Origin of the sequence: Methanosphaerula palustris E1-9c (assembly GCF_000021965.1) — an archaeon.
Taxonomy (GTDB): domain Archaea; phylum Halobacteriota; class Methanomicrobia; order Methanomicrobiales; family Methanospirillaceae; genus Methanosphaerula; species Methanosphaerula palustris.
Genome location: NC_011832.1, coordinates 2,651,779 through 2,675,273, shown reverse-complemented (window position 1 = coordinate 2,675,273; position 23,495 = coordinate 2,651,779). Strand labels below are relative to the sequence as shown.

31 protein-coding genes, 1 tRNA gene and 1 pseudogene are annotated in these 23,495 nt (G+C 59.2%); 19 read left to right on the top strand and 14 right to left on the bottom strand.

The window, feature by feature from the left end; all coding sequences use genetic code 11:
- Nucleotides 1–177 precede the first annotated feature (177 nt).
- Nucleotides 178–1,290 (top strand): OBG GTPase family GTP-binding protein, encoded by a 1,113-nt coding sequence (locus MPAL_RS12705; protein ID WP_012619138.1) that lies wholly within the window; start codon nucleotides 178–180, stop codon nucleotides 1,288–1,290.
- Here MPAL_RS12705 and MPAL_RS12700 read toward each other — a convergent pair.
- Entirely contained in the window at nucleotides 1,277–2,392 is a 1,116-nt protein-coding gene (locus MPAL_RS12700) for a tRNA (guanine(10)-N(2))-dimethyltransferase (protein WP_012619137.1), read from the bottom strand. The genes MPAL_RS12705 and MPAL_RS12700 overlap by 14 nt on opposite strands.
- Before the next feature lie 61 nt (nucleotides 2,393–2,453).
- On the opposite strand from MPAL_RS12700, the gene MPAL_RS12695 reads away from it, so the two are divergent.
- The 3 genes from MPAL_RS12695 (at nucleotide 2,454) to MPAL_RS12685 (ending at nucleotide 3,947) form a co-directional block, all read left to right on the top strand.
- Nucleotides 2,454–2,528 (top strand) — tRNA-Arg (locus tag MPAL_RS12695).
- Nucleotides 2,529–2,604: 76 nt separating this feature from the next.
- The gene (locus MPAL_RS12690) at nucleotides 2,605–3,450 is read left to right on the top strand and encodes a geranylgeranylglycerol-phosphate geranylgeranyltransferase (RefSeq protein WP_012619136.1); all 846 of its coding nucleotides are present in this window, start codon (nucleotides 2,605–2,607) and stop codon (nucleotides 3,448–3,450) included.
- A gap of 83 nt (nucleotides 3,451–3,533) precedes the next feature.
- Entirely contained in the window at nucleotides 3,534–3,947 is a 414-nt protein-coding gene (locus tag MPAL_RS12685; RefSeq protein WP_012619135.1) for a bactofilin family protein, read from the top strand.
- Here the strand turns inward: MPAL_RS12685 and MPAL_RS12680 are convergent.
- Genes MPAL_RS12680 through MPAL_RS12665 form a run of 4 tightly spaced genes read right to left on the bottom strand, consistent with a single transcriptional unit; the run spans nucleotide 3,909 to nucleotide 7,451 of the window.
- Complete coding sequence (locus tag MPAL_RS12680; protein WP_012619134.1) at nucleotides 3,909–4,607, bottom strand: DUF116 domain-containing protein; 699 nt, start codon at nucleotides 4,605–4,607, stop codon at nucleotides 3,909–3,911. The two genes, MPAL_RS12685 and MPAL_RS12680, sit on opposite strands and share 39 nt — an antisense overlap.
- Nucleotides 4,608–4,609: 2 nt before the next feature.
- Nucleotides 4,610–5,662 (bottom strand): S-methyl-5-thioribose-1-phosphate isomerase, encoded by a 1,053-nt coding sequence (gene mtnA, locus MPAL_RS12675; protein ID WP_012619133.1) that lies wholly within the window; start codon nucleotides 5,660–5,662, stop codon nucleotides 4,610–4,612.
- Nucleotides 5,663–6,937, bottom strand: coding sequence for a CoB--CoM heterodisulfide reductase iron-sulfur subunit A family protein (locus MPAL_RS12670; protein WP_012619132.1), 1,275 nt, complete (start codon nucleotides 6,935–6,937; stop codon nucleotides 5,663–5,665). It abuts the gene before it with no gap.
- On the bottom strand, nucleotides 6,930–7,451 hold the full coding sequence (locus MPAL_RS12665; protein ID WP_012619131.1) for a gamma carbonic anhydrase family protein: 522 nt from the start codon (nucleotides 7,449–7,451) through the stop codon (nucleotides 6,930–6,932). The genes MPAL_RS12670 and MPAL_RS12665 overlap by 8 nt, the downstream gene beginning before the upstream one ends.
- A gap of 31 nt (nucleotides 7,452–7,482) precedes the next feature.
- Here MPAL_RS12665 and MPAL_RS12660 point away from each other — a divergent pair, with 31 nt between their 5' ends.
- Entirely contained in the window at nucleotides 7,483–7,941 is a 459-nt protein-coding gene (locus tag MPAL_RS12660) for a phosphopantetheine adenylyltransferase (RefSeq protein ID WP_012619130.1), read from the top strand.
- Between the two features lie 4 nt (nucleotides 7,942–7,945).
- Here the strand turns inward: MPAL_RS12660 and pyrI are convergent, their stop codons facing one another.
- From pyrI to MPAL_RS12630, 6 genes are read right to left on the bottom strand one after another with little or no spacing between them, the layout of a single operon-like run.
- Nucleotides 7,946–8,413 (bottom strand): aspartate carbamoyltransferase regulatory subunit, encoded by a 468-nt coding sequence (pyrI, locus tag MPAL_RS12655; protein WP_012619129.1) that lies wholly within the window; start codon nucleotides 8,411–8,413, stop codon nucleotides 7,946–7,948.
- The gene (gene pyrB / locus MPAL_RS12650) at nucleotides 8,410–9,306 is read right to left on the bottom strand and encodes an aspartate carbamoyltransferase (RefSeq protein ID WP_012619128.1); all 897 of its coding nucleotides are present in this window, start codon (nucleotides 9,304–9,306) and stop codon (nucleotides 8,410–8,412) included. The genes pyrI and pyrB overlap by 4 nt, the downstream gene beginning before the upstream one ends.
- A gap of 1 nt (nucleotide 9,307) precedes the next feature.
- The gene (locus MPAL_RS12645) at nucleotides 9,308–10,033 is read right to left on the bottom strand and encodes a methyltransferase domain-containing protein (RefSeq protein WP_012619127.1); all 726 of its coding nucleotides are present in this window, start codon (nucleotides 10,031–10,033) and stop codon (nucleotides 9,308–9,310) included.
- Nucleotides 10,026–10,370, bottom strand: a complete 345-nt coding sequence (locus tag MPAL_RS12640; RefSeq protein ID WP_012619126.1) for a nascent polypeptide-associated complex protein — start codon at nucleotides 10,368–10,370, stop codon at nucleotides 10,026–10,028. Before MPAL_RS12640 ends, MPAL_RS12645 begins: the two co-directional genes overlap by 8 nt.
- On the bottom strand, nucleotides 10,370–10,849 hold the full coding sequence (locus tag MPAL_RS12635; RefSeq protein ID WP_012619125.1) for a PUA domain-containing protein: 480 nt from the start codon (nucleotides 10,847–10,849) through the stop codon (nucleotides 10,370–10,372). Before MPAL_RS12635 ends, MPAL_RS12640 begins: the two co-directional genes overlap by 1 nt.
- Nucleotides 10,794–12,200: a single-stranded-DNA-specific exonuclease RecJ gene (locus MPAL_RS12630; protein ID WP_012619124.1), complete on the bottom strand. Its 1,407-nt coding sequence runs from the start codon at nucleotides 12,198–12,200 to the stop codon at nucleotides 10,794–10,796. Before MPAL_RS12630 ends, MPAL_RS12635 begins: the two co-directional genes overlap by 56 nt.
- Nucleotides 12,201–12,241: 41 nt before the next feature.
- Here MPAL_RS12630 and MPAL_RS12625 point away from each other — a divergent pair, with 41 nt between their 5' ends.
- From MPAL_RS12625 to MPAL_RS12570, 12 genes are all read left to right on the top strand, one after another.
- A complete protein-coding gene (locus MPAL_RS12625) occupies nucleotides 12,242–13,642 on the top strand; it encodes an NAD(P)H-hydrate dehydratase (RefSeq protein ID WP_269078493.1) in 1,401 nt (466 codons plus the stop codon).
- Nucleotides 13,635–14,099, top strand: coding sequence for a cyclic pyranopterin monophosphate synthase MoaC (moaC, locus tag MPAL_RS12620; protein WP_012619122.1), 465 nt, complete (start codon nucleotides 13,635–13,637; stop codon nucleotides 14,097–14,099). Before MPAL_RS12625 ends, moaC begins: the two co-directional genes overlap by 8 nt.
- A gap of 110 nt (nucleotides 14,100–14,209) precedes the next feature.
- Entirely contained in the window at nucleotides 14,210–14,800 is a 591-nt protein-coding gene (locus tag MPAL_RS12615; RefSeq protein WP_048145397.1) for a 50S ribosomal protein L15e, read from the top strand.
- 20 nt (nucleotides 14,801–14,820) lie between these two features.
- A complete protein-coding gene (locus MPAL_RS12610; RefSeq protein ID WP_012619120.1) occupies nucleotides 14,821–15,459 on the top strand; it encodes an RNase P subunit p30 family protein in 639 nt (212 codons plus the stop codon).
- Nucleotides 15,456–15,938, top strand: coding sequence for an Rpp14/Pop5 family protein (locus MPAL_RS12605; RefSeq protein WP_012619119.1), 483 nt, complete (start codon nucleotides 15,456–15,458; stop codon nucleotides 15,936–15,938). Before MPAL_RS12610 ends, MPAL_RS12605 begins: the two co-directional genes overlap by 4 nt.
- Nucleotides 15,938–16,663 (top strand): archaeal proteasome endopeptidase complex subunit alpha, encoded by a 726-nt coding sequence (gene psmA, locus MPAL_RS12600; protein WP_012619118.1) that lies wholly within the window; start codon nucleotides 15,938–15,940, stop codon nucleotides 16,661–16,663. Before MPAL_RS12605 ends, psmA begins: the two co-directional genes overlap by 1 nt.
- A 7-nt stretch (nucleotides 16,664–16,670) precedes the next feature.
- Entirely contained in the window at nucleotides 16,671–17,375 is a 705-nt protein-coding gene (locus MPAL_RS12595; RefSeq protein WP_012619117.1) for a ribosome assembly factor SBDS, read from the top strand.
- A gap of 43 nt (nucleotides 17,376–17,418) precedes the next feature.
- Nucleotides 17,419–17,709, top strand: a complete 291-nt coding sequence (locus tag MPAL_RS12590) for a 50S ribosomal protein L37ae (protein WP_012619116.1) — start codon at nucleotides 17,419–17,421, stop codon at nucleotides 17,707–17,709.
- A 5-nt stretch (nucleotides 17,710–17,714) separates the two neighbouring features.
- Entirely contained in the window at nucleotides 17,715–17,849 is a 135-nt protein-coding gene (locus MPAL_RS12585; protein WP_012619115.1) for a DNA-directed RNA polymerase subunit P, read from the top strand.
- Nucleotides 17,846–18,244: a Brix domain-containing protein gene (locus MPAL_RS12580; RefSeq protein WP_012619114.1), complete on the top strand. Its 399-nt coding sequence runs from the start codon at nucleotides 17,846–17,848 to the stop codon at nucleotides 18,242–18,244. Before MPAL_RS12585 ends, MPAL_RS12580 begins: the two co-directional genes overlap by 4 nt.
- A 4-nt stretch (nucleotides 18,245–18,248) precedes the next feature.
- Complete coding sequence (locus MPAL_RS12575; protein ID WP_012619113.1) at nucleotides 18,249–18,521, top strand: KEOPS complex subunit Pcc1; 273 nt, start codon at nucleotides 18,249–18,251, stop codon at nucleotides 18,519–18,521.
- An 89-nt stretch (nucleotides 18,522–18,610) separates the two neighbouring features.
- Entirely contained in the window at nucleotides 18,611–19,141 is a 531-nt protein-coding gene (locus MPAL_RS12570; RefSeq protein ID WP_012619112.1) for a GNAT family N-acetyltransferase, read from the top strand.
- A 155-nt stretch (nucleotides 19,142–19,296) separates the two neighbouring features.
- Here the strand turns inward: MPAL_RS12570 and MPAL_RS17115 are convergent.
- Nucleotides 19,297–19,704: pseudogene (locus MPAL_RS17115) on the bottom strand (hypothetical protein).
- A gap of 412 nt (nucleotides 19,705–20,116) precedes the next feature.
- Between MPAL_RS17115 and MPAL_RS16370 the strand changes: the two are divergent.
- Nucleotides 20,117–20,335, top strand: coding sequence for a hypothetical protein (locus MPAL_RS16370; protein ID WP_158303684.1), 219 nt, complete (start codon nucleotides 20,117–20,119; stop codon nucleotides 20,333–20,335).
- A 424-nt stretch (nucleotides 20,336–20,759) separates the two neighbouring features.
- On the opposite strand, the gene MPAL_RS12560 is transcribed toward MPAL_RS16370, so the two are convergent.
- Both MPAL_RS12560 and MPAL_RS14810 read right to left on the bottom strand, forming a co-directional pair.
- Nucleotides 20,760–21,494, bottom strand: a complete 735-nt coding sequence (locus MPAL_RS12560) for a hypothetical protein (RefSeq protein WP_012619110.1) — start codon at nucleotides 21,492–21,494, stop codon at nucleotides 20,760–20,762.
- Between the two features lie 13 nt (nucleotides 21,495–21,507).
- Nucleotides 21,508–22,782 (bottom strand): metallophosphoesterase family protein, encoded by a 1,275-nt coding sequence (locus MPAL_RS14810; protein ID WP_012619109.1) that lies wholly within the window; start codon nucleotides 22,780–22,782, stop codon nucleotides 21,508–21,510.
- A 96-nt stretch (nucleotides 22,783–22,878) separates the two neighbouring features.
- On the opposite strand from MPAL_RS14810, the gene MPAL_RS12550 reads away from it, so the two are divergent.
- Nucleotides 22,879–23,487: a LysE family transporter gene (locus tag MPAL_RS12550; RefSeq protein WP_236610393.1), complete on the top strand. Its 609-nt coding sequence runs from the start codon at nucleotides 22,879–22,881 to the stop codon at nucleotides 23,485–23,487.
- Nucleotides 23,488–23,495: the final 8 nt, after the last annotated feature.

Genomic DNA, 23,495 nt, shown 5'->3' with positions numbered 1-23,495 from the left:
TAACATGATATCTCCGGAGATTTAAACATTTCTACCACATCCAGAAATGCCAGCCGGCTTGGACTTCAAATCTGATGAAATGGAAGGGTGCGCGAGATCATCCGCCAGATCCCCAACCCACACTTATATTGCACCCGCTTTCCTATTAATAGAGAGAACAAACTCTTAGGATAGACAATGAGCGGCCTTGAAGATCAGATACAGGAACTGGAAGCTGAACTTGAGCGGACCCCTTATAATAAGGCCACCTCAAAACATATCGGACGCCTGAAGGCCAAGATCGCCAAACTCAAGGACGAGGCGGTCACCAGGGCAATGAAGGCCAGTGGTGGCGGGGAGGGGTTCTCAGTCAAGAAGTCAGGTGATGCCACAGTCGTACTGGTCGGGTTCCCATCGGTCGGTAAGAGTACCCTCTTGAACAAACTGACCGGGACCAAGAGCGAGGTCGGCGCCTATGCGTTCACGACCCTGACGGTGGTGCCAGGGTCGATGGACTACAAGGGAGCGAAGATCCAGATCCTTGATATCCCCGGTCTGATTGCCGGCGCAGCGATGGGGAGGGGGCGCGGCAAGGAGGTGATCGGCGTCGTTCGGTCGGCCGACATCATCGTGATCCTCCTTGATGTCTTCAATGGCGCCCATGCAGGGGTGCTGCTCAAGGAGTTGTACGATGCCGGAATCCGGATCAATAAGCCAAAGCCCGACATCACCATCAAGAGGACCTCAAACGGCGGGGTGTTGCTCCATGCGGTCGGGACCCTGGACCTTGAGATCGAGGAGGTCAGGTCGATCCTTGCAGAGAACAAGATCATGAACGCCGATGTGCTGGTCAGGGGCGGTGCGACCCAGGACGACCTGATCGATGCGATGATTGGGAGCCGGGTCTACATTCCTGCATTTATCGCAGTCAACAAGGTCGACCTCGTTGACGCCGAGACCCAGGAGGAGATAAGGAGAGGGATCGTCGATGAGATCGGGGTCGAACCGCTGATGATCTCGGCACACAGCGGGCTCCACATGGACGAACTCAAGGACGAGGTCTATAACAAACTCGGGTTCATGCGGGTCTTCTTAAAGCCGCAGAACGGGGTCGCAGACCTTGAAGAACCGCTGATCATCAGGACTGGGTCGACCGTCGCCGATATCTGCAGAAAACTCCACCGTGACTTTGTCAGCAGGTTCCGGTATGCCCGGGTCTGGGGAAGATCGGTCAAGCACCCTGGCCAGCGGGTCGGGCTGCCACATCAGATCATAGACAGTGATATCCTCTCGATCATCACTGAGCACTGAGTGCCGCAGCGATCGCATCGAGCGGGGCATCGGTCTTGAGGGCCGTGCCTGAGTAGTGCGCCCGGCTCGCCCGGTACCCTGTCTGTATCAGCCGGGCGATCACCACATCGATCGCAGGAGGCGAACCCCCAATCCATTTTGCAATCCGATGATAGTCATAGTGGCTGGAAGTCGGAAGTTCAACCTTGAGCACGTCCAGCAGTTTCCCAAGCCTTCGCTCGGTCGAGAGAGAGAGGTCGGGAAGGCGTTCCTTCATCTGATCGAGCAGTGCCATATCGCTCAGAGAACCGAGCCAGAGCGGCCCGATCGGGAGCATCGTCGTGCCGCAGCGGGGGCAGACATGGTCATGGGGAAGCACCCCCGGTTCCTCAGTCCTCTCCGGGCATGAGGGGCAATGATACAGAAATCCGAGCCTAGCTACCGTCCGGTCAGCGGCATCAGCCCCCTTCTCGGCCTGCAGGTGTAGCCGCAGGAAATGGGCGCTGGCAAAGCAGAAGAGCGGTGAGAGCCCCCGGTCGTACTTGACCATCGTCCTGGCCACATACCCGAGCAGGATCCGAAGGCCGACCTCGGCATGGTACTCGGTGTTCAACGGCTTCGTCGCGTACCGCCGGATCCCGGCCTTCAGATGCGCTCCACAGAGCGGGGCCGTATCGGTCGCGGTCACAAAGAGGTAGCGTTTGGCGCTCCGACAGGCCGCATCGGTGAACGGGGCCGGGGAGCCGAACGGGTCCAGGTCCACCGCATCGAACCGTTCCCGCGAGAGGAGGACGTTCGCATCCTCGACGGTCACCCTCCCTTCGAGGCCGGCACCGGCCAGGTTGGCGCGGATCAGATCGGCGGCTGCTGGATCCCGGTCGTTGATCACCACAGGGATACGACACTCGCCGGCCACCCGCAACCCCCGGACACCGCTTGCGCCCATCGTGTCCAGGTATTCCTCAGGGTTCAGCACCGAGAGAAGAAGTACTGTCGCGTCCCGATTCATGGCCATCTTCGGATTGAAGAAGACCGGTGCACTGGATGGTGGAAACGGGGAGTTCGGATCCTGAACCGGGATCCGAAATGTGGTCCTCCCCTCAGTCACCTCGATCAGATCCATGGTTCTGGACAGGTAGAAGCGCGTTAAACTTATACCTTCCTCTGCCAACCTAATACCCACAGGGCGTGTGGCCTAGTCTGGATAGGGCGTTAGCCTCCTAAGTTAATGGTCGGGGGTTCAAATCCCTCCACGCCCGTTCATTTTTTTGCATCGTTTCGCCTGATGCATTCCCCCTTTCTCCGCATCCTTCTAATAGATCCCTGCCGACGATCATGATGATGACGTTGACAGGGTACCTGAAGGTGGTCCGACCGGTCAATGCCTTTGTCTCCGGATTGACCGCAGCTCTGGCCGTGCTGATTGCCACCGGGAGACTGGACGGACCAGTACCGTTGCTGATCGCCGTGGTGACCCTGATCACTGGTGCAGGGAACGTGATCAATGACTACTTTGACTATCAGATCGACCAGGTCAACCGCCCGAACCGTCCGATCCCCTCCGGCACTGTCTCGCTCGCCGGCGCGAGAAGGTATGCTATCCTCCTCTTCATCGTCGGGGTGCTCCTCTCCTTCGGCACCACCCCGCTCTGTGCCCTCCTGGCTGTCTTCAACACACTGCTCCTGGTCCTGTATGCAGCACGCCTCAAGGCGGTCCCTCTGATCGGGAACCTGACCGTCTCGTACCTGGCCGGCTCGATCTTCATCTTCGGCGGGGCACTCTCCGGGACCACCGGGGAACTGATAACCCTCCCGATCGCTGCGATCACCTTCCTCGGTATGGTGGCTCGTGAACTTCTCAAGGACGGCGAGGACATCGAAGGGGACCGGGCCGGAGGGGCCCGCACCCTGCCGATGCTGATCGGCGTACAGAAGACCGGGTGGGTCGCGTTCCTCTTTGCCCTGGCCGGGATCGGGGCCTCGTTCCTCCCGTACCTGACCTGGGGGCAGGAGTACCTGGTCCTGATCGCTCTCCCGGACCTGCTGATCCTGGCCGGCGCCCTTCAGGGTCTTCGATCTGTCGACAGTACCACCCTCAGAAACAGTCGCGCGACCCTCCTGCTGAAGGGCGGGATGTTCACAGCCCTCGCTGCCTTTACCGCCTCAGCCCTCATCCTCTGATACTAATGCTAAATGGTTCTGGCGCGAAGAGTTTAGAAGATAAACGAGGCCGGCATAATAGAGTCGGCTCCAGGTGAAATGGAATGAAGATCCGTCAGATTGGAGATACCTATATCGCGCCGCCCGGAGCGGTCTTTGCCGGCAATGTGAAGATCGATGGAGATCTGATCCTGCCAGCGAAGACCAATATCTGGGGTAGCCTGGTCGTCTCCGGCAGGGTCGACCTCGGCCCCTGTTCACAGATTAAAGGATCGGTCTGGTGCGGACGGGCGGTGATTGGGGCATGGGCCACCATCGAAGGGAGCCTGACCTCAACAGGAGATGTGACGATCTCAGATAACGCCCACCTCGGACCGGTCGAGGCACAAGGAACCGTGATCCTCCGGCCGGGCGTGGTCGCACATGGCGTCCAGACCACCGGTACGATCTGGATCTACGGCAAGATTAAGAGTGGTGGATTAAGCGGCCGGCACGTGAAGGTCTACGGGAATAGTTGATGGATCGAGCCCGAGGGTCGCGACCTCGAAGAGGGCATTCCAATCTACCAGAGTCTCCACGCACCCATCTTTTAGCGTCACCACACCGAGCCCGATCAGGTGCATCTTGTCGGCCATCTCAAGCCCCTCCTTCACCTCCAGCAGACACCCGACCCCTACCAGGGCACGAGGGTGGTACTGTTTTACCATCCGCTTGATGAACGAGGAGCCTGGCACCAGAAAGACCCGGTAACCGAGGTGCTCGAGCGCCGGTCGAATCTCCCCGATACCACACTGCCCGCACGAAACGCATTTGAGCCCTTCCGGGGTCAGGTGGGCGGGGCACCGGGCTGCACGGAGGCATTGCGGAAGGAAGATCGCCCGTTCATTGACCGGGATCGCGGCGAAGGCCTTCAGGTTCATTGTATTGAGGAGACGGACCGAGAAGGCCAGCATCTCCTGATCGTCGAGACCGATGAACTTGAAGATCGCCCGCATCACCCCTTCGAGCGCCGTGAAGCCGGGCTTTAAGATCCTTGGAAAGTAGAGCCTGCCGCTGTGGAACGAGGCCAGCGTGAGGATCAGCAGCACCAGGATCAGCAGACCGAGTGCGATCAGCAGCAGCAGTGTCACCTCGCCGATGATGAAGAGAAAGTGATCGAGGAGGGTGAGCTCGACCATGATCAGGACCGCCCGCCTGTCGCCGCTCTCATCTTCTCTGCATCCCCTGGCAGCGAGAAGACCCCGTGTTCGGTGATGATGGCCGTGACCAGGTCGAGCGGGGTCTGATCGAAGGCGTAGTTTCTGACCGGGACGCTGGCTGGGACTGTCTCCCTGCCGAAGAAACCGGTCACCTCGTCCCGCCTCCGCTCCTCGACGACGACCGAGCAGGCTGATAACTGCCAATCAAAGGTCGAGGCCGGGGCCGCGACATAGAAGGGAATTCCATGATGCCGGGCGTTCACCGCATGCGAATAGGTACCAATCTTGTTGAAGACCGCGTCAGAGGTGATCCGGTCCGCCCCGACGATCACCGCATCGATCTCCCCGCGTGCCATCAGATAAGCCGCAGCGCTGTCAGGGATCACTGTCACAGGGATATGGTCCCTGGCCAGTTCCCAGGCGGTCAGCCGGGCCCCCTGCAACAGGGGCCTGGTTTCGCAGGCGATCACCTGCACCTGTTTGCCGGCCGTCACTGCAGACCTGACCACCCCGAGCGCCGTCCCCCATCCACTGCAGGCCAGAGCCCCGGCATTGCAGTGGGTCAGCACCGTGCAGTGACCAGGAAGAAGGGTCGCCCCGCATCCCCCGAGATCCTTGCAGGTTTGCAGGTCTGCCGAGGCGACCTTATCGGCCGCGCTGATCGCGGCCAGGTAGAGGTCAGCCCCGTCCCCACCAGCCACCATTTCGAGTTGGGAGAGCACCTGCCCAACTCCCCAGGAGAGGTTCACAGCCGTCGGACGGGCACTGGCCACGCCGGCGGCACCTGCGATGATCCTTGAAAGGGCCTCGTCATGGCCCAGCGCCCGGCAGGCCTTTGCCACCAGGGCTACCCCATAGGCTCCGGCCACGCCGAGCGCCGGCGCACCACGGATCGCAAGGGTTTTGATCGCAAGGACGAGGTTTTCGGGATCGGCACAGGGCCTGATTCTGTACTCTCCTGGCAACAAAGTCTGATCGATGTACCGGAGATCCCCTGACGGGCGATCCCACCAGAGGGTCCTGATCTCATCCATTTAGTTCACCCTGATCGCGTCGGTATAGGCCCGCATCGCGGCGGCCTGACCCTGGGTCACGCAGTCAGGAATATCCTTGGGCGCCGTCGCGGTCCCGGCGATGTAGATCCCGGGCCGGATGGTGCCGACGGTGTTCATAGCCGCGTGTGCCCCCTCAAGGAACCCACTCTCTTCACAGGTAAGACCGAACCGGGCGGCAACCACCGCAGGATCACTGGCAGGCTCCATTCCGACCGAGAGAACGACAAGGTCGGGATGGAGCTGGAGCAACTCGCCTGAGAGCGTATCCTCGACCTGCAGTTCCATCGGGCCGGTACTGTCGATGACAGCGCCTGGCATCCCACGGACGAATCGGACCCCGAGATCCTGTGCCCGCTGATAGAACTCCTGGTAGCCCTTGCCATATGCCCGGATGTCCATGTAACAGATCGCGACCTCGATCTCAGGGTGCTTCTCCCGGATCAGCAACGAGTTCTTGATCGCCGCCATGCAGCAGACACACGAGCAGTACGGCCGGTTCACCTGCAGATCCCGTGAACCGACGCACTGGATGAAGACGATCGAGCGGGGTGACTGGCCATCACTGACCCGCCGTACCTCCCCGCTCGTCGGCCCGCCGGCGTTGATCATCCGTTCCAGTTCCAGGCTGGTGATCACGTCAGGGACGAGCCCGTAGCCGTACTGTGGTTTTTTTGTTGGATCAAAGACCTGGTATCCTGTGGTGATCACGACGCTCGCGACATGGACCGTCGTCTCCACGGGAGACTGCTCCCGCAGAACCGCGTTTCTGCCGCAGATATCATAGCAGAGCCCGCACTCGATGCAGTGGTCCGGGTCCTTGATCATGATGTTCGGGACCACCTGGGCATGCGGCTTGTAGATCGCCTTCCGGACCCCGATCCCTGCATCGAACCGGTTGTAGACCTCGACCGGGCAGACCTCCTCGCAGTCGCCACAGCCATTGCAGAGATCTGGGTCGATGAATCGGGGGTTGGTCTGAAGGGTGACCGAAAAGTCCCCGACCTCCCCCTCGATGGCGGTCACCTCGGTACAGGTGTGGAGGGTGATCCAGGGGTGGCGGCCCACCTCGACCATCTTTGGGGAGAGGATACACATCGAGCAGTCGTTGGTCGGGAAGGTCTTGTCGAGCTGCGCCATATGCCCGCCGATCGAGGGCTCCCGCTCGATCAGATGGACGTGAACCTGATGATTCGCGATATCGAGGGCGGCCTGAATCCCGGCCACCCCAGCCCCGATGACGGCGACTTCACGCATGGGTATACTCCTGTGCATGCTCCCCGGCATTGATATACTCTTCTGCGAGCACGGTATAACTCTCAGCGTTCTTCACGATCTCCTCCTGCTGTAGAGGAGTCGTCTCCTTGATCACCTTGCCCGGCACCCCGAGCACCATCGAACCGGGCGGGATCTGCTTTCCTTCGGTCACCACGGCGCCAGCGCCAATGATAGAACCGCTGCCAATCACCGCTCCGTTCAGCACGATCGCCCCCATCCCCACCAGCACCTGGTCCTCAACGGTGCACCCGTGCAGGATCGCTCCATGGCCGACCGAGACCTGGTTCCCAATCCTGACCGGGTGGCCACGGCTCGTATGGACGACGGCGTTGTCCTGGATGTTCGAGTGACTGCCGATCGTGATACTATCCTTGTCAGCCCTGATCACGGCACCAAACCAGATCCCTGCATGATCGCCGATCACCACGTCCCCGATGACGGTCGCATTCCTCGCGACAAAGACCTCTGATCCGGTCACTGTACCAGTATGCATAATAACATTAGAAATTAACAATCCAGACGCTATGAAGATTATGGTAGGGGGCACCTTCGATCCCCTCCACGACGGGCATAAACGGCTGCTTTCCAGATCGTTTCAACTCGCCGGGCCGAAGGGAACTGTGATCATCGGCCTCACATCAGACCGGTTCGCTTCGCAAAAGGTCCATCCGGTCAGGCCATATGAGAAGCGGAAGGAGGAACTGACCCGGTTCATCGAGGAGTCAGGGTTCCAGGCGGCATGGTCGGTGGAGCCGCTTGAGGACCGGTTCGGGTCGGCCCTGAAGATCGACTTCGATGCCCTGATCGTCAGTGAAGAGACGCTCCCTGTGGCGATGGAGATCAATACGCTCCGGCGAAAAGAGGGGCGGCGGAAGGTCGACATCCACCAGATCACCTGCGTGCTGGCCGATGACGGTCGGTGGATCTCGTCGACCCGGATCTACCGCGGCGAGATCGACCCGCATGGCCGTGTGATCGGATGATCGATCAGATGATATGGGACGCGATGTCCTTCGTGATCAGCCAGTCGCAGTAATGGCATCGCAGCCCTGACTGCTGGATGGTGAATCGGCTGGTGACCGGTTCGTTGGTGTTGGTGATGCATCCGGGGTTCGGGCACCGGATAACCCCGCAGATCTGGTTGGGGATATCGACCCCCTTCTTATCAAAGACTCGGAACTCCCGGATGATGTTGATCGAGGACTGCGGCGCGATCAGCGCGATCCGGTCCACCTCCTCCTTGAGGAGTTCCCGGTTCTCGATCTTCACGATGTCCTTCCTCCCCATCTGCCGGCTCGTCACATTGGTGGCCACCGAGAGCGAGACGGTGCAGGTACCGGTGAGTCCGAGGATCCGAAGCACGTTCAGCCCTTCGCCGCCCTTGATATGGTCGATCACCGTGCCGTTCCGGATCGGGCTGATCAGCAGCCCTTCGGTGAGGCCCTCGTCGGTCATGCGATCACCTGCTTGAGCATGGCCATCCTGACCGGCACCCCGTTGTGCGACTGCTCGAAGTATCGGGCATTCTTCATTTTATCTACACGCGGGTCGATCTCGTCGACGCGGGGGAGCGGGTGGAGGACGACCATGTGCTCCTTCGTCCCCCTGAGCAGCTCCGGCGTGATCCGGTAACTGGAGGCGACGTTGAAGTACGAAGCCGTGTCGGGGAATCGTTCCCGCTGGATCCTGGTCACATAGAGCACGTCGAGTTCCTTGATCACATCCTCGATCTGTTCGTGCTCGATCACCTCGGTGCCAAGCTCCCGTAGTTCGTGCACCAGCCCGGATGGGAGATTCAGCCCTGCAGGGGCAACCGTGTGGATCACAGCATCGTACAGGGAGAGTGCGTAGGTGAGCGAGTGGGTAGTCCTGCCATACCTCAGGTCCCCGAGCAGCCCGATGTTGATCCCATCGATCGGCATCGACTGTCGGATCGTATAGAGATCGAGCAGCGTCTGAGAGGGATGCTGTCCAGCACCATCACCGGCATTGATCACAGGCACCGACGAGACCTCGCTCGCCAGCCTGGCTGCCCCTTCACGGGGGTGGCGGAGGACGATCGCGTCCACATAGCCGCTGACCACCCGGATCGTATCGGCCAGCGTCTCCCCCTTGGCCATCGACGATGCCTCGAACGAACTGAGCGTCAGGGACGTCCCCCCGAGCCTGGCCATCGCGGCCTCGAACGACATCCTGGTCCGGGTCGACGGCTCAAAGAAGAGGAGGGCCAGGATCTTTCCTTTCATTTCTAGGGGATCGTATTGATGGTGATCGATCCTCTCGGCCTCTGCAATCAACCGGTCGATCGCAGCCCGGTCAAAGTCCCGAATTGAGATAAAATCCTTCATGTTATCGCCGTGCTATGGTGATGTACCCGGTATGACAGACCCGGGTCGACGGTCGCGTGCCCCGGTCGGTCCGGGTCATCTCCCGTTCGATTAGTTCGTGCGTCACAACCTCGGAGAAGAGGTTCTTCGCCGTATCCAATACCAGAAAAAGATGTTCCAGGAACGGGGTATAACAGGCCAGGTACCCGCCGGGCTTCAGCAGCGTCGCGGCGTGCTGGATATGCTCCGGCGTGATCTGCATGTCGAGGTTGATCACATCATAGGTGCCGGTCGCGGTCAGCATGTCCGCGGCTACAACCGTCACATTGTCCAGGGCCGCGTCCTGGAGGTTCTTCTCGGCCAGCTTCGCGAACTCGGGCCGCTGTTCATAGGTGGTCACGGACGCTGCGATCGAACCGAAGAAGATCGCCGCCACCCCGGAACCGGTCCCAGCATCTAGCACATGATCCTTCTTGTTCATCCCGGTATAGGCGATCACAGACCCGATGTCCTTGGGGTGCATCGGGGCTCCGCTCCGCTTGGCATGGACGAAGAAGTCTGTCGGCCGCGGAATCCGTACAGAGAACCCGGTGCCGAGGTGGGTGACGACCTGGTCCCCGCCCTCCCTGCCGATGAGGTCAGAGAGAGGGATCATACCCAGGTCCGTGCTGAGCATCCCCTCGCCAGCAGTCACGTAATAGGCTCTGCTGTTCCCAATCAGCAGTACACGATCGCCGGCCTCAATCATGTGAAGCGAGCCTCAGGATCGCCTCAGCGATGTCACCCCTGGTCGCTGCAAGCGCATCCCGGGAGGCCTGCTCAGAGGCTCCGGTCTGCTCCTGCACCATGGCGACGTCCTCCTCGGGGATCGCCGGCGTTGCCGCATCGAACCGGGGCGTCCCGGTCACCTGATAGGTGGTGACCCCCTGCATCGTCATCCCGACCACCTCGGCCTCATCGAAGGTGTAGGTCCCTTCAGGGGTCGTGATCACGATCTTCTCGACATTCTCGATGGGGTCGATCTGCATACCCATCTTCTTCATCATCGCCTTCATCTGCTTTGGATTAATATTCCCTGGTAACATCAGTTCACCTTTCCTGCCCTAACTTTTACCGCAACCCCATACTTAAATTCCATCATCTCGAAACCGGAGAGCATTGCGGTGCCGGTCGCGACCAGCTGTCCTTCCTCGTCCACGACCAGCACCTCGTCACCCCCGCGGATCCCAGGATCTGCGCGGATCACATGCCGGGCGAACGCATTCTTCCCGGCAGAGACGAACTCCAGCACATCGGCTGCGATCACTACCCGGTACCTGTCGGGCGGGAGGCTCTCATGGAGCCGTTCAGCCCCTCTGATCCCGAGCGTGAGCCGCCCGTCCTGCGCGCGAATGGTGGCGAGCCGGTCCTTTCCGTACAGAGCATGCCGGATCCTGCCGGTGGTCGAATACTGAAACGTACACCCCTCCGGAAAGAGGGCTTCCCCTGCTCCTCTGCCGAACTGGTACTCAGCGATGGTTCTGATCCGGAACAGCGAACTGTTCTCCGAGCAATCGGTTGACACAATAAACAAACTCCTCTTCAACATCGTGCGGGATGAATGCCCCTGCTGCGATCGGGTGGCCCCCGCCGGCCCCTCCGATCGTCGCTGATGCCGCGGTCAGCACCGCCTGCAGGTCGACACCCTGCCTGACCGCCCATTCGTTGGTCCGCATCGAGACCTTCGTCAGGGTCGGGTCGTCGGGCAGGGTGCACATGATCAGGATTGGCTTCCGCCAGTTCAACTTGGATAGTGCCATCCCAGCCCCTATCCCGACGATCGTATCGGGGAACCGGTCCCCGACATGCAGGTACTGCAGGTGGGAGAGCTCGGTCACCCCGGTCTCAATGATATACGTGAGCAGCTCGCGGATGATCGTCCGGTGGTTGTTCAGCATATACTCGGCCTCACGGTACTGAGTGCCGCGATCACCCCTGCAGATCGCACTCCCGACCAGTGGGCGAGCCCAGCGGCCGCAGGCGTTCAGCACCGTCGCGAACTCGGAGGCGTTCCGGAGGGGCGTCCTGGCCGCCTCGTTCGGAAAGACATAGGTCTCGGCGAAGAGACGGTCGACCGGTTCGCCATGGGCGAGCAGTTGCTGGACCAGCGCACTGGTGATCGCCCGCTTTTCATCGGGCTCAAGCTCCTCCCAGACCCGCCATCGCCCGTCCCGGGTCTTCAGCGGAACCCCAACCTTCTGCAGAAAGCGAAGCGATCCGTTGATATCATTGCTGATCCCCGGGAGGAGGGGGTCGTCGTTGTACGAGAGACAGACATGAATCGGCCTGGTCGAGGTTCCATAACAGTTCAGATCCCTGGCCGTCGCCCGGATCGAGCCGTTGGCCACCCCGTCGTCGACGATCGTCCGTGCGATCCCCGTCAACCCGAGGGTCTCGCGGGCCATCATATCCCCGACATTCCCGACCACCGCGACCGAGGCAAGGTCGGTGTTCTTCCGGTCCATCTCTTTTGCGATCAGGTAGGCCACTCCAGCCGCCGAAAGGCGGGTGTGCCCGTACGGAACCCCGTTCACCTGCTGGTACGGGAGGGTGGCCGGCTGGGCCACGTGATGGTCGGCGATCAGCACCTCGTCGACCGTGAGCCCCCGCTCCTCGAGCAGGTTCTGCTGCCCGGCCCCGAGATCCACAAAGACCTTCAGCGACCGGTCCTCCGGCACCGTCCGGATCGTCAGGGGATCAAGCTGCCGGATATAGTGTGTGGTGGCTGGGATCCCGGCTCGTTGCACCGCTTCGGCGAGGATCGCCTCGCTGGTGATCCCGTCGGCATCGATATGGGAGATGATGGTCACCTCCTCTGCAGCAGCGATCCGCTCTGCGGCTGCAGTTACATCATCATTAAAGCCCATCCTGATCATAACTGGCATCTCAATGCACAAGAAAGTGCGCGAAGGAGGAGATAAAACTGAAAGAGTTCGCTGAACGCGGGATCATCACCCCTGCGCGGATGAAGGCGGTCGATCGGAACGCAACAGCGCTGGGGCTCGGCGTGCTGCAGATGATGGAGAGTGCCGGGCGGGCCCTGGCCGAGGTGGCGCTCAGGTACTCGCCCGGTTCGGTGCTGATCCTCTGCGGCAGGGGCAACAATGGCGGGGACGGGCTGGTGGCCGCCCGGTACCTGCAGATGACCGCCGAGACGACCGTCATCTATCCGGATTGCGGCCACGCGACCAGCGCCTGGACTGCCGAGCATGCGCTGCTCACCCATGCGGCCGTCCATCTCTGCCCGGTCAGGTCCGACCGGGACGTGGCCGCCCTGGCCGGGCACTTTTCCGGGGCCGACCTGATCATCGATGCGATGATCGGCACCGGGGGGTCGGGAGAACTCCGCGAACCTTTAAGTGGCTGTGTCGAAGAGGCGAACCGAGCCGGGGTGCCGATCATCGCCGCCGACCTGCCGACGCCGGGGATCCGACCCACGCTGGTCCTGGGATTCCACCGCCCCAAGGTGGTAGGGTCCGAGGTGGCTGATATCGGGATCCCGATAGAGGCCGAGTGCTGCATCGGCCCCGGCGACCTGACCGTGCTGAAGCGGCGGCCGTTCGCGAGCCATAAAGGGGTCGGCGGGCAGGTGCTGGTGATTGGCGGCGGACCCTACCAGGGAGCGCCGTACCTGGCCGGCCTCGCAGCCCTGCGGGCAGGGGCCGATATTGTCAGGGTCGCCTCGCCGGTCGCCCAGCAGTATCCTGACCTGATCCATATCCCGCTCGCAGGGGCGACGATCAGTGAGGCGCACCTGGCCACCCTCGAAGGGGAGGTCAGACGGGCCGACGTGGTGGTGGCCGGCAACGGCATCGGCCCCTCCTCCCAGCTGGTGATCACCCATCTGGCGCCGCTCTGCAGAAAGGCGGTATTCGACGCCGATGCCATCAGGCTGCCACTGCCGGTGGCCGAGGAGACGATCTACACCCCGCACGGTGGAGAGTTTGCACGGATGAACGGCTCCCCAGCGCCGTCCTCCCTTCGGGAGCGCGGACGGGCGGTCAGGGCCGCGGCTGCGGCCGTGAACGGGACGATCCTCCTCAAGGGATCGATCGATCTGATCGCCGATGCGAAACGGGTCAGGTTCAACCGGACCGGGTCGCCGGCGATGACGGTCGGCGGCACCGGGGACCTGCTGGCAGGGATCACCGGGGCCCTCCTCTGCCGGCTCTCCCCATTCGAGGCAGCAACGGTGGCGGCCTATGTGAATGGGAGGGCAGGCGAACGGGCTGCGGCAGAAAGAGGAGAAGGGTTGATCGCCTCCGATATGCTTGAGTGTATTCCCCGCGAACTCTTCATGGAGGAAGAGGATGCCTGAGTTTACCCATATCAACGGCGACAAGGTGCAGATGGTGGACATCACCGCCAAGGGTGAGGTGAAACGGATGGCCCGGGCCGAGGGGACGATCACCCTGCGGTCCGACACCGTGGCCGCTATCAGAACCGGGACCGTGCTGAAGGGGAACGTGCTCGCCACGGCCAGGATCGCTGCGACGCTGGCTGTTAAGCAGACCCCGCAGCTCATCCCGCTCTGCCACCAGATCCCAATCGGAGCGATCACCGTCGACTTCACTGATACAGAGGTGTCGATCACGGCAGAGGTGACTGTCACTTCGTACGGCCGGACCGGGGTCGAGATGGAGGCGCTGACCGGGGTCTCGGTAGCGCTGCTGACCATCTGGGACATGGTCAAATCGGCGGAGAAGGACGAGAACGGACAGTACCCAGTGACCGGGATCAGCGATATCCGGGTGATCGAGAAGATCAAGGGCTGACCAGGATCACCGCTGTTATTAATAACCGGGTGGTCGACATATAAAGGAATACGGGATCCGTCCCGTAAAGGAATGTAGCTCAAAATTTGAGCTGAACCTTGGTGAAGATCATGTCAAAATCTATGTATGCCTACGTTCGTGAGGCATGGAAGAAACCCGAGGAGACCGGTGTTAAGAAGCTCCTCTGGGACCGTATGCAGGTATGGCGGCGGGAAGGAACCGTCGTCAGACTCGAACACCCAACTCGTATCGATCGGGCCCGCTCCCTTGGATTCAAGGCCAAGCAGGGCATCATCGTGGTCAGGGTCAAGGTCAGACGGGGTGGGCGGAGAGCCTCACGGTACATCCGCGGACGGAGAACAGCCAACATGGGGATGCGCAAGTTGACCCCAGGAAAGAGCCTGCAGCGTATCGGTGAGGAGCGTGCTTCGTCCCGGTACCCAAACATGGAGGTTCTCAACTCGTACTGGGTCGGCCAGGACGGCAGACAGAAGTGGTATGAAGTGATCCTCGTCGACGGTCACCACCCCGTAGTGCTGAGCGATCCACGGCTGAGCTGGTTTGGAAATGCAACCCAGCGTGGACGTGCAGAGCGCGGTAAGACCAGTGCAGGGATGAAGGGCCGTGGTATGCGAACCCGGGGCAGAGGGACTGAGAAGACCCGTCCGTCCATCCGCTCAAATGCAAATAAGGGTAAGTAACCCGATCTCTTTTTTTGGTCATGCACTGCACTGACATCTGTACCTGTTCGTATCCGGCAGGAGACTCCTCCCTGACCAGAATGACGATGGAGGCCGGAGCTCTCGGCTTTGACACCATCGTGCTGCCCGTGGAGCAGCCGGCAGTCATCGGGAATGTCAGTGTGCTGCCGGCACGGGTGATCGAGACACGGCATGTCCGTGAGGTGATCAGGGACCTCGGGCGTACGAAAGAGGGTCAGGTTATGATCGTCATGGCCGGGGATGCCTCGTTCATCAGGGGTGTGGTCCCGCTCCGCGGGGTCCACCTGCTGGCTGGGGTCGAGCGACAGCGGAAGAACGCCTTCGACCATGTCTCCGCCCGGCTCGCCGCTGAGAAGAATGTGGGGGTTACAATCGACCTCTTTCCCCTGCTGTATCTGAAGGGGCTGCAGCGGCAGCGCGTGCTGCAGCGGTACGCCGACCTGCTGACCCTGCACCGACGATATGAGTTCCCATTTGTGATCGGATCGTTCGCACGCTCGATCCTCGATCAGCGATCGGTCAGGGAGATGACCCTGCTCTGTGCCCTCTTTGGGATGGAGAAGGAAGAGGTCATCAGGGGACTCACCTCGCTGCCAGGGGTACTGCACCAGCTGCTGCCAGTCAGGGTGGTCGAATGAAACCCAGACCGCCGACGATGCGGATCAAGAAGCGGTATGTGCTGGCTGCGATAGTACCGAACTACCCTTCTATCGACTCGAAAGTCCTGTACGTTGCGATCGCAGAGGCGATAACCGGACTGTACGGCGATGGTGCAGGGGCAGCCCTCCACCATGCCGTCGTATTCGCCGGTGACGGCTACCTGATCGCACGTTGCAGTCGGGGGAGCGAGCAGTTCCTTGCCACAGCCCTCGCCGTGGTCACCGAGGTAGATGGCCAGCGGGTTGCCTTCAGGACCCTCGCGACATCGGGGACGATCCATGCCCTCCGCAGACGGATGCGACAGCCGGTTGAACGACCAGAACGTGAGGACCTGGAAGTGGATGGCGTGATCTACGAGGTCCATGTCAGGGAATCACAAAAGGTTGATTTAATAGAGAAGGGATGTAACAGTCAAAAGCTACTGTTCCTTGTTGAACAGGATCTTCAGGAGAGATAATGCAACCACAATATCAGATGGGATATGACCGGGCCATAACGGTGTTCAGCCCAGATGGCCGGCTTTATCAGGTAGAGTACGCACGTGAAGCGGTCAAACGCGGCACGACTGCGGTTGGGATCAAATGCAACGATGGAATCGTCCTGCTTGTTGACAAGCGGGTGAACTCCAAGTTGCTCGAGCCCTCGTCGATAGAGAAGATCTTCAAGATCGATAATCATATCGGTGTCGCCTCTTCAGGCCTGGTCGGGGATGCCCGTTCACTGGTCGATCGGGCCAGGGTGGAGTCCCAGGTGAACCGGGTCAGCTACGATGAGCAGATCGACGTCGAGATGCTCTCAAAGAAACTCTGCGATCATATGCAGACCTACACCCAGTTCGGCGGTGCACGCCCATACGGAACGGCACTGCTGATCGCCGGGATCAGCGACGGTCAGTTCAGGCTCTTTGAGACCGACCCGAGCGGCACGCTGCTCGAGTACAAAGCGACTGGAATCGGGATCGGGAGGAATGCCGTGATGAAGGTCTTTGAGGAGGAGTACAATCCCGAAGCCAGCATCCGCGACGCGATTCTGCTCGGTCTCAAGGCCCTGCACGCTGCAACCGAAGGAAAGTTTGATGTGAACACTGTCGAGATCGGGGTTGTCAACAATGACACGCCTGCGTTCAGAAAGATGAGCAGACAGGAAGTCGCCTCGTTCGTTGAACAGATCGAACAGTCGTGATGTTTCCATGATTCCACTGGACAAAGCCGTGGTGGCCAGGCTGGAGAGCCATGCCGAACGGTTTGAACTGCTCGTCGACCCGGATGAGGCGAGCAGGTTCAAGCAGGGGGAGCTGATCGAGATTGAGGATATCGTCGCAGCGCTCAATGTATTTGAGAATGCCGCCCATGGGGACAGGGCCTCGGACGAGACCCTGATGAAGGTCTTTGGAACGCTGGACTTTCCAACGATCGCAAAGAGGATCATCGAGAAGGGGGAGATCCACCTGACCTCCGACCAGCGGAGGCATATGATCGCAGACAAGCGCAAACAGGTGGTGAACTTCATTGCTCGCAACGCCGTGAACCCGCAGACCGGGTACCCGCATCCGCCAACGCGGATCGAGATGGCGATGGAGGAGGCCAGGGTGAACATCGACCCGTTCAGACACCTTGACGATCTGGTCAAGGATACGATGAAGGCCCTCCGCCCGTTGATCCCGATCCGGTTTGAGGAACTCCGGCTCGCCGTGAAGATCCCGCCGGACTATGCAGCCAAGTCCTTCCCTGAGATTAGGGCAGGTGCTGTGATCGAGAAGGACGAATGGCAGCGGGACGGCTCATGGATCTGCGTGGTCAGGATCCCGGCAGGCATCCAGAACGAGTTTTATACGACCGTCAACCGGCTCACCAAGGGTGAGGGCGAGGTCAAGAAACTCAATCAGATATATTAAGTTTGAGAACCTATAGATAAAGATAAATTTGGGGTGAAAGAGAATGGCCAGCCATCATCAGAAAGCAAAAGGAAAGGTCACTGGTAGTGCCGGACGTTTCGGCTGCCGGTACGGTCGCTTTGTAAGGAAGAGAGTGAACGAGATGGAGAAGGTCTCAGGTGCACTCCACCGCTGTCTGCGGTGTGACACCGTAGCTGTCCAGCGACGGGGTACTGGGATCTGGGAATGCCGCAAGTGCGGTTTTAAATTCGCCGGGGGAGCCTATGTACCACAGACACCGGTTCATAACGTCGCCCTCCGCACCATCGAGAGGGCCCTCCAGAAGGAGGCTTGATCCAGGTGACAGCCACCTACAAATGTGCACGGTGCAAGCACAGGGTTGAGATCGACGTCAATGTCAGATGTCCCTTCTGTGGCCACCGGATCCTCTTCAAGGAACGGGGCGGCGGGATCAAAGAGTTAAAGGCTCGATGACCTTCGTCACGACCTCCCGTAAACCGGTCCCTGAAGTAAGAACCCTTGCAAAAGGGCTGGCATTTGCTCTGGGATGGCAGTACCTGACCCGTGGGAAGATGGGCGTACAGGACCTCAATGAATGGGGCCCACTCCTTTTTTTAGTCTCTGGTGAGGCGAAGTCGATCCGGGTCGCCTTGATACGGGAGAACAGCACGATCACCGAGTTCTGGGTTGATTCAACCGAGATGCGTGAACGGATGGGAACGATCACCCATGGAATCACGGTCTCGGACCAGGGTCTCTTCGAGGCGCTCTCCCCATACATTGAGATCAGTCTCAGTGAAGGGAACGGAGCTCGGACCCTCTTATATGATGGCCCACAGAAGAAGCAGTTCCTCCTGAAACTCAGGTGAGAGAATGGCACATCAGGCATGGTTCACCTTCTGCACGCCCACGGCCCCCCTCTTGTATCGGGCGCTGGCACCAGAACTGATCGACCAGGAGGGGATGCGGTCGACCGTCGACCTCGCCTGCGTTGATCAGACCACGCTGGTGATGACGATCGAGGCCGAGGATCTGGCTGCACTCAGGGCCGCCCTGAACATGTGGCTCCGGCTGGTGAACGTCGCAGACGAGGTCACCGAGATGGGCCTTGCGACCCTTGAAAGTAGCCGGGCCGTCCGATCCTGATCTGACCGGAACATATCAGGTTTTTATACGGCAATTTTTAGATAGATTCACTTCTCTATTCTATTCCACGCTGAAAGGAGTATGGTGAGATGACGATACACATCAGACAGGAGACTGAAAAGGACTATCTGGTCTCAGCACAGGTCGTTGAAGAGGCTTTTGAACATGCTGCATTCAGCGACCATACTGAGCATAATTTAGTTGCCAATCTGAGAAAGAGCGATGTATTTGTACCACAACTCTCCCTGGTGGCAGAAGATGAGGGGGTGATTGTCGGACATATCATGCTCACAAAACTCATGATCCGCGATGGTGAGAAGCAGCACGAATCCCTGGCCTTGGCCCCGGTCTCCGTTGTACCCGGGCATCAGAAGAAAGGGGTCGGCAGTGCCCTGATCCGGAAGAGCCTGGAGATTGCCAGAGATCTTAACTTTAGATCGGTGATCGTGCTCGGGCACGATACCTATTACCCCAGATTCGGGTTCAAACCGGCACATACCTGGGGAATCAAGGCCCCGTTTGACGTATCGAAAGAAGCGTTCATGGCGCTGGAACTGGTGAATGGTAGCCTCGATCAGGTGAAAGGAACAGTCATGTATCCGAAAGTGTTCTATGAATGAGAAGGATTGCTGATTGGTCACTGCACTTTCATCAGTAGTTCTCGAGTAAAAATTGATTCCAAGAGACCTCAAGGGTTTCCCTTGAATGACTCATTGTTCTTTTTGGTTGCATCGCTAGAGAGACTACTATCCAGAGTGATGACCAGACGCCCCCTTCACCCGAGGATCGCCCCGATGATCGCCGCCGGCATCATCGTCTTCTGCACGATCTCCTCCTCTGAATTGCCGGCCTTCTGAAGCCGCCTGACCACCGCGTCCATCGGTTCTGCAACTTCGACGATGAACCGATCGGGGTCATAGACCCGGAAGACCCGCTGACACCATGGCTGCTCCCGGAGTTCGTGGACGACGGGGATATCCCGACCCTGGATCATCTCTCAGACCTCGTCGATCTCTTCTGCCTCGAAGTAGACCTCCACATCGTTTCCCTTCCTGGGCTCAACTTTCTCTCTATAAATCACGGTCAGGGCGTAGTCCCTCTGCCAGAGGGCCAGACCGCTCGTGAATCCCACATTGCGTCCGACATCCATGGCAATCTCCTGCCCGAAGAGATCCCGTAGAATCGCTTCGACTGTTCCTGTCGCTGACGAGGAGGATGAAGCCGGCGAGTCTGAATGCTGGTGACTTGGTTGTCATGAAGGAATGTGAGATGGAGGAGGAGATAAACCGAAGAGAATAGTGGGTGAAAGTGATTGATAATTCAGCTCTGTTGAAAAATTCCAATCATACTCCAATATCCCTCTTCCTCCATCAACGAGAGGTGTAAATAAGTCTATTTTTGAGAGGTCCAACAGAGCCACAATTATAAAATCGTTCCATTCACATCAAACCTCAACATGGGATTTAAAGAAATATCGGAGAACCATAACTGAGAGAATTCAAAAAAGAGAGATGATCAAGAGATAAAAAAAGATCTATATTGTTGGACCTCTGTTCTCTCGAGCTGAGTTAGACTTTAATGAAAAAAATGATTATGTGGAAACAAAAGGATATTTGACATTTCTTCCACAAAGAGACGGGAAATTACTGGCTGAGTTGTTGAGAGAAGGAGAATCAAAAGAAAGCGCAATACAAACGATTTTTAATCTTGATGTCGACGAGATTAAAAAGGCGGATATTCTTCTCCTCATATTAGACGGCCGTGTTCCAGATGAAAGGGCCATGTGTAGAACTTGGGCATTGCATACGCCTTAAACAAAAAAATGCATTGGTTTAAAGACTGATTCTCGTTATTTAATGGGTAATCTGGATAACCCACTAATTCTTGGAGTTCTCAAAGGGAAGATCGCAAAAAACATTTCAGATCTGGAAAAATTCCTCTAACCTACATTTTATAAAGTCGAGAGAAGATCACACTGTTTGAAATTCAAATAATTTCCTTCTGATCCTATGCCCTCTCCTGCAACCTGCTTCATTCACCCATCCACACGAAGGATCTGCAGAACTATCTCCGTTGGCATGTTCGATCTATCTAGATCCTCCCCTTTCACTGTGACGGCCCTTGGTGTGAGGTTGCGCTGCAGTATGGGGAGAGCTTGGACTCTCCAGAGCCATCAGTCCCTCTCCGCCTTTGAGGAGAACTACATAGAAAAAAAGGCATAGAAAAAAAGGTGTTCCTTCAGGTCGACGCAATGGAGGCTACCGTCAGGTCGACGCCCTTGTAGGCGAAGCTCAGCGTCAGGTTATCGGCACTCTTGTCGACGACCTTGGTGGTCCTGAGCGAGTACCCGGTCGGGGTCGCATTCACATCGGTCGTGTCATCGAGCCCCTCTGCACGGGAGAGGACGACCTGTTCATTGATCGTCGCATTGGTGAAGTTCATACCGAGCTGCTCGAACTGGGCAGAGCTGATCGTCACGTTCTGCGTCTCAGAGGAGTTCTGATCGAAGGGGACCGTCTTCATCTGGTTGACATGCATCCCAATCAGCCCGTCCACCAGCCTCTGATACTCATCGCCAAAGACCGTGAAGTTGGCCGACTGTGGTGCGGTCACCGGGAGGGACTGCATGCTCGTATTATCATAGACCCCGCCTGCAGGGACGGTGAGCTGGTTCGTCAGCAGGACCGTCTGATTCTGTTTGGCTGCAGCAGCGTAGACCACCTTATCCGAGGTGATGATCGGACGTCCGAGATCGTCCCGAATGGTCAGGTCTGCAGTCACCACGGAGCCGTTCTGAACGGTGCTGAATGTATTGAGCCAGCTCATCCCCATCGAGGAGACGACCATCAGGACCACAAAGAGCACCCCGACCCCGATGACCAGAATCTTCTTCCAGTTCGCAGTGGTGGGCTGAGTTGCCTTCTGAGAAGGCTTCTTGCCTTTCCCTGCCCCCGGATTCTTCTGTTCCTTCATTGATATACTAATCTCACGTCTGGTCAGATAAGGGCTCCGGATGGCATATGTCCTCAGCCCCCTGGAGGGGAAAGACCAGCAGATCCTGATCGGAGGTACGGATCATCGCGACGAGCGAGGAGAGGCTGACCGGCCGGTAACCGATCACCTCCGCACTGACGTTGATCGTCCGTCCCCGGACAGAGAGGAACGGGTACCGGTGCAGCCTCCTGTTGTGGGTGTGCCCGTGAACCACCCAGCCGTCGAACGCCGGTGGCGCATCGGCAGGGTCATGGACCAGTAGCAGGTCGACCCCGTCGACGGTCAGGGTCAGCTGTTCGCAGACCTCCCCAGAGGAGGGGTCGTGGTTCCCCTGCACCCAGGTGATCGCCCCTGAGAGGGCGGACAGGAACTCTGGAACCTGGGTCGGGCTGCCGCAGAGATCCCCGAGGAAGAGTACCTGATCCCCGGGAGAGATCACCTGGTTCCAACCGACGATCAGAGCCTGGTTCATTGTGGAACGATCAGGGAACGGCCGGCTACAGTACTGGATGATGTCGGCGTGGCCGAGGTGGAGGTCACTGATCAGGTACGGTGGTCCTCCCCGCCGGGGTGATGACCATAGGATCCGCTCCCGATAGCCGGCGAGGGTATCAGACCATGCCTCCTGAGAGGTCGAACGGTACCGGTTCAGCCAGGTCTGCAGGACCAGATCGTACCCGCCGACGGGCTGCTCCCCTGCAAGAAGCATCAGCCGGAGTCCTTCCAGCGGAAGGCAAAGAGGAGGGATTCCCGCATTGACCTCAAAGGAGGCTGGCTCTCGTGGCCGGACCCATGAGGTGAACCGGGAGAACAGGCTCTGGTCTTTTTGAGGGGCAGTAGGCGCGGTGAGAGATTCCGGCGGTTGAAAACCAGGGGCCCGAACCAGCGGCACTTCCCAATGGGGAGGAGCAAGATCGTCGTCCCCGACGAGCGGCAACATCATTCTATGCAGGGTATCGGCGAGAGTTATCAGCGCCGTTGAGGGGACGACCCTGCAGCCAAGGATCCAGCCCTCCATGCCCCGCCTCCAGCCCCAACCGTCGAGCAGGTACCCAACCGGCCCCAGAACCCCTGCAGAGGCGACGGCCTCTTGAAGGTTCATAAACTCGACGCCCGGCTGGGAGGTGAACGGCCCGGTCAGGGTCAATATTGGAGGGATCGGTGAGACCTCGCCGGGGGCCCGCTCCATAACCTCCCGCTGAAGCTGCCGGAGCCGCCAGTCCGCGGTGGACGGGGTGAGGGCAATGGACCAGGAGGACGTTTCCATATCAATAATGGTCGGAGACCCGACCTGATAAAGGGAAGACCCCTTGACAAAAATAGGATCAGCATCTATCTCTAGAGTATGATGCCGCAGTCACTGGTGGGGATCATACTCTTCTCTTTCCTCATAGGGCTCACCGGTGCACTGGCCCCGGGGCCGACCCTGGTTGCGACCATCACCGCCTCGATGAAGGGTGGGTGGACCGCTGGCCCGAAGGTCACGCTCGGGCATATCGCCATCGAGGCGCTGGTCGCCCTGCTGATCCTGGCCGGGGTCGCGACGGTGGTGCAGAGGTATACCAGTCTGATCGCGGCGGTCGGCGGCTGCGCCCTGATCGGTTTTGGTCTGCTGACCCTCCGCGGCGTCTCATCGGCCTCGCTGAACCAGAGTGGGGCTGTCACGACACAGGGACCGATTCTTGCCGGGATGCTGACCAGCGTGGCCAATCCGTACTTCTGGATATGGTGGCTCTCGATCGGGAGCGGATTTCTGGTCGACTCGATCGGCATCGGAGCCCTGGCCGTGGCTGCCTTCATGGCAGGTCACTGGGCTGCAGACCTTGGCTGGTTCACAGCAGTCTCGACAGGGGTCCACCGGGGAGGAGAGATCCTCCCTGAACCGGCCTACCGCATGATCTTGCAGGGGTGTGGGGTGCTGCTGATCCTCTTCGGTGGTTACTACCTATCGACCCTCCTGTCAGTCACCTGAACCACGAT

Excerpts from the sequence above, each read along its gene's own strand:
- MPAL_RS12560 (WP_012619110.1), bottom strand. The coding sequence starts at position 21,494 with ATGAAGGAACAGAAGAATCCGGGGGCAGGGAAAGGCAAGAAGCCTTCT.
- MPAL_RS12605 (WP_012619119.1), top strand. The coding sequence starts at position 15,456 with ATGAAACCCAGACCGCCGACGATGCGGATCAAGAAGCGGTATGTGCTG.
- MPAL_RS12680 (WP_012619134.1), bottom strand. The coding sequence starts at position 4,607 with ATGGTCGAGCTCACCCTCCTCGATCACTTTCTCTTCATCATCGGCGAG.
- moaC (WP_012619122.1), top strand. The coding sequence starts at position 13,635 with ATGCCTGAGTTTACCCATATCAACGGCGACAAGGTGCAGATGGTGGAC.
- MPAL_RS12705 (WP_012619138.1), top strand. The coding sequence starts at position 178 with ATGAGCGGCCTTGAAGATCAGATACAGGAACTGGAAGCTGAACTTGAG.
- MPAL_RS12670 (WP_012619132.1), bottom strand. The coding sequence starts at position 6,937 with ATGCGTGAAGTCGCCGTCATCGGGGCTGGGGTGGCCGGGATTCAGGCC.
- MPAL_RS12665 (WP_012619131.1), bottom strand. The coding sequence starts at position 7,451 with ATGCATACTGGTACAGTGACCGGATCAGAGGTCTTTGTCGCGAGGAAT.
- mtnA (WP_012619133.1), bottom strand. The coding sequence starts at position 5,662 with ATGGATGAGATCAGGACCCTCTGGTGGGATCGCCCGTCAGGGGATCTC.
- MPAL_RS12700 (WP_012619137.1), bottom strand. The coding sequence starts at position 2,392 with ATGGATCTGATCGAGGTGACTGAGGGGAGGACCACATTTCGGATCCCG.
- MPAL_RS12610 (WP_012619120.1), top strand. The coding sequence starts at position 14,821 with ATGCACTGCACTGACATCTGTACCTGTTCGTATCCGGCAGGAGACTCC.
- MPAL_RS12595 (WP_012619117.1), top strand. The coding sequence starts at position 16,671 with ATGATTCCACTGGACAAAGCCGTGGTGGCCAGGCTGGAGAGCCATGCC.
- MPAL_RS12580 (WP_012619114.1), top strand. The coding sequence starts at position 17,846 with ATGACCTTCGTCACGACCTCCCGTAAACCGGTCCCTGAAGTAAGAACC.
- MPAL_RS12640 (WP_012619126.1), bottom strand. The coding sequence starts at position 10,370 with ATGTTACCAGGGAATATTAATCCAAAGCAGATGAAGGCGATGATGAAG.
- MPAL_RS12690 (WP_012619136.1), top strand. The coding sequence starts at position 2,605 with ATGATGATGACGTTGACAGGGTACCTGAAGGTGGTCCGACCGGTCAAT.
- MPAL_RS12645 (WP_012619127.1), bottom strand. The coding sequence starts at position 10,033 with ATGATTGAGGCCGGCGATCGTGTACTGCTGATTGGGAACAGCAGAGCC.
- MPAL_RS12660 (WP_012619130.1), top strand. The coding sequence starts at position 7,483 with ATGAAGATTATGGTAGGGGGCACCTTCGATCCCCTCCACGACGGGCAT.
- MPAL_RS12630 (WP_012619124.1), bottom strand. The coding sequence starts at position 12,200 with ATGATCAGGATGGGCTTTAATGATGATGTAACTGCAGCCGCAGAGCGG.
- psmA (WP_012619118.1), top strand. The coding sequence starts at position 15,938 with ATGCAACCACAATATCAGATGGGATATGACCGGGCCATAACGGTGTTC.
- MPAL_RS12685 (WP_012619135.1), top strand. The coding sequence starts at position 3,534 with ATGAAGATCCGTCAGATTGGAGATACCTATATCGCGCCGCCCGGAGCG.
- pyrB (WP_012619128.1), bottom strand. The coding sequence starts at position 9,306 with ATGAAGGATTTTATCTCAATTCGGGACTTTGACCGGGCTGCGATCGAC.
- MPAL_RS12570 (WP_012619112.1), top strand. The coding sequence starts at position 18,611 with ATGACGATACACATCAGACAGGAGACTGAAAAGGACTATCTGGTCTCA.
- MPAL_RS14810 (WP_012619109.1), bottom strand. The coding sequence starts at position 22,782 with ATGGAAACGTCCTCCTGGTCCATTGCCCTCACCCCGTCCACCGCGGAC.
- MPAL_RS12590 (WP_012619116.1), top strand. The coding sequence starts at position 17,419 with ATGGCCAGCCATCATCAGAAAGCAAAAGGAAAGGTCACTGGTAGTGCC.
- pyrI (WP_012619129.1), bottom strand. The coding sequence starts at position 8,413 with ATGACCGACGAGGGCCTCACCGAAGGGCTGCTGATCAGCCCGATCCGG.
- MPAL_RS12615 (WP_048145397.1), top strand. The coding sequence starts at position 14,210 with ATGTCAAAATCTATGTATGCCTACGTTCGTGAGGCATGGAAGAAACCC.
- MPAL_RS12575 (WP_012619113.1), top strand. The coding sequence starts at position 18,249 with ATGGCACATCAGGCATGGTTCACCTTCTGCACGCCCACGGCCCCCCTC.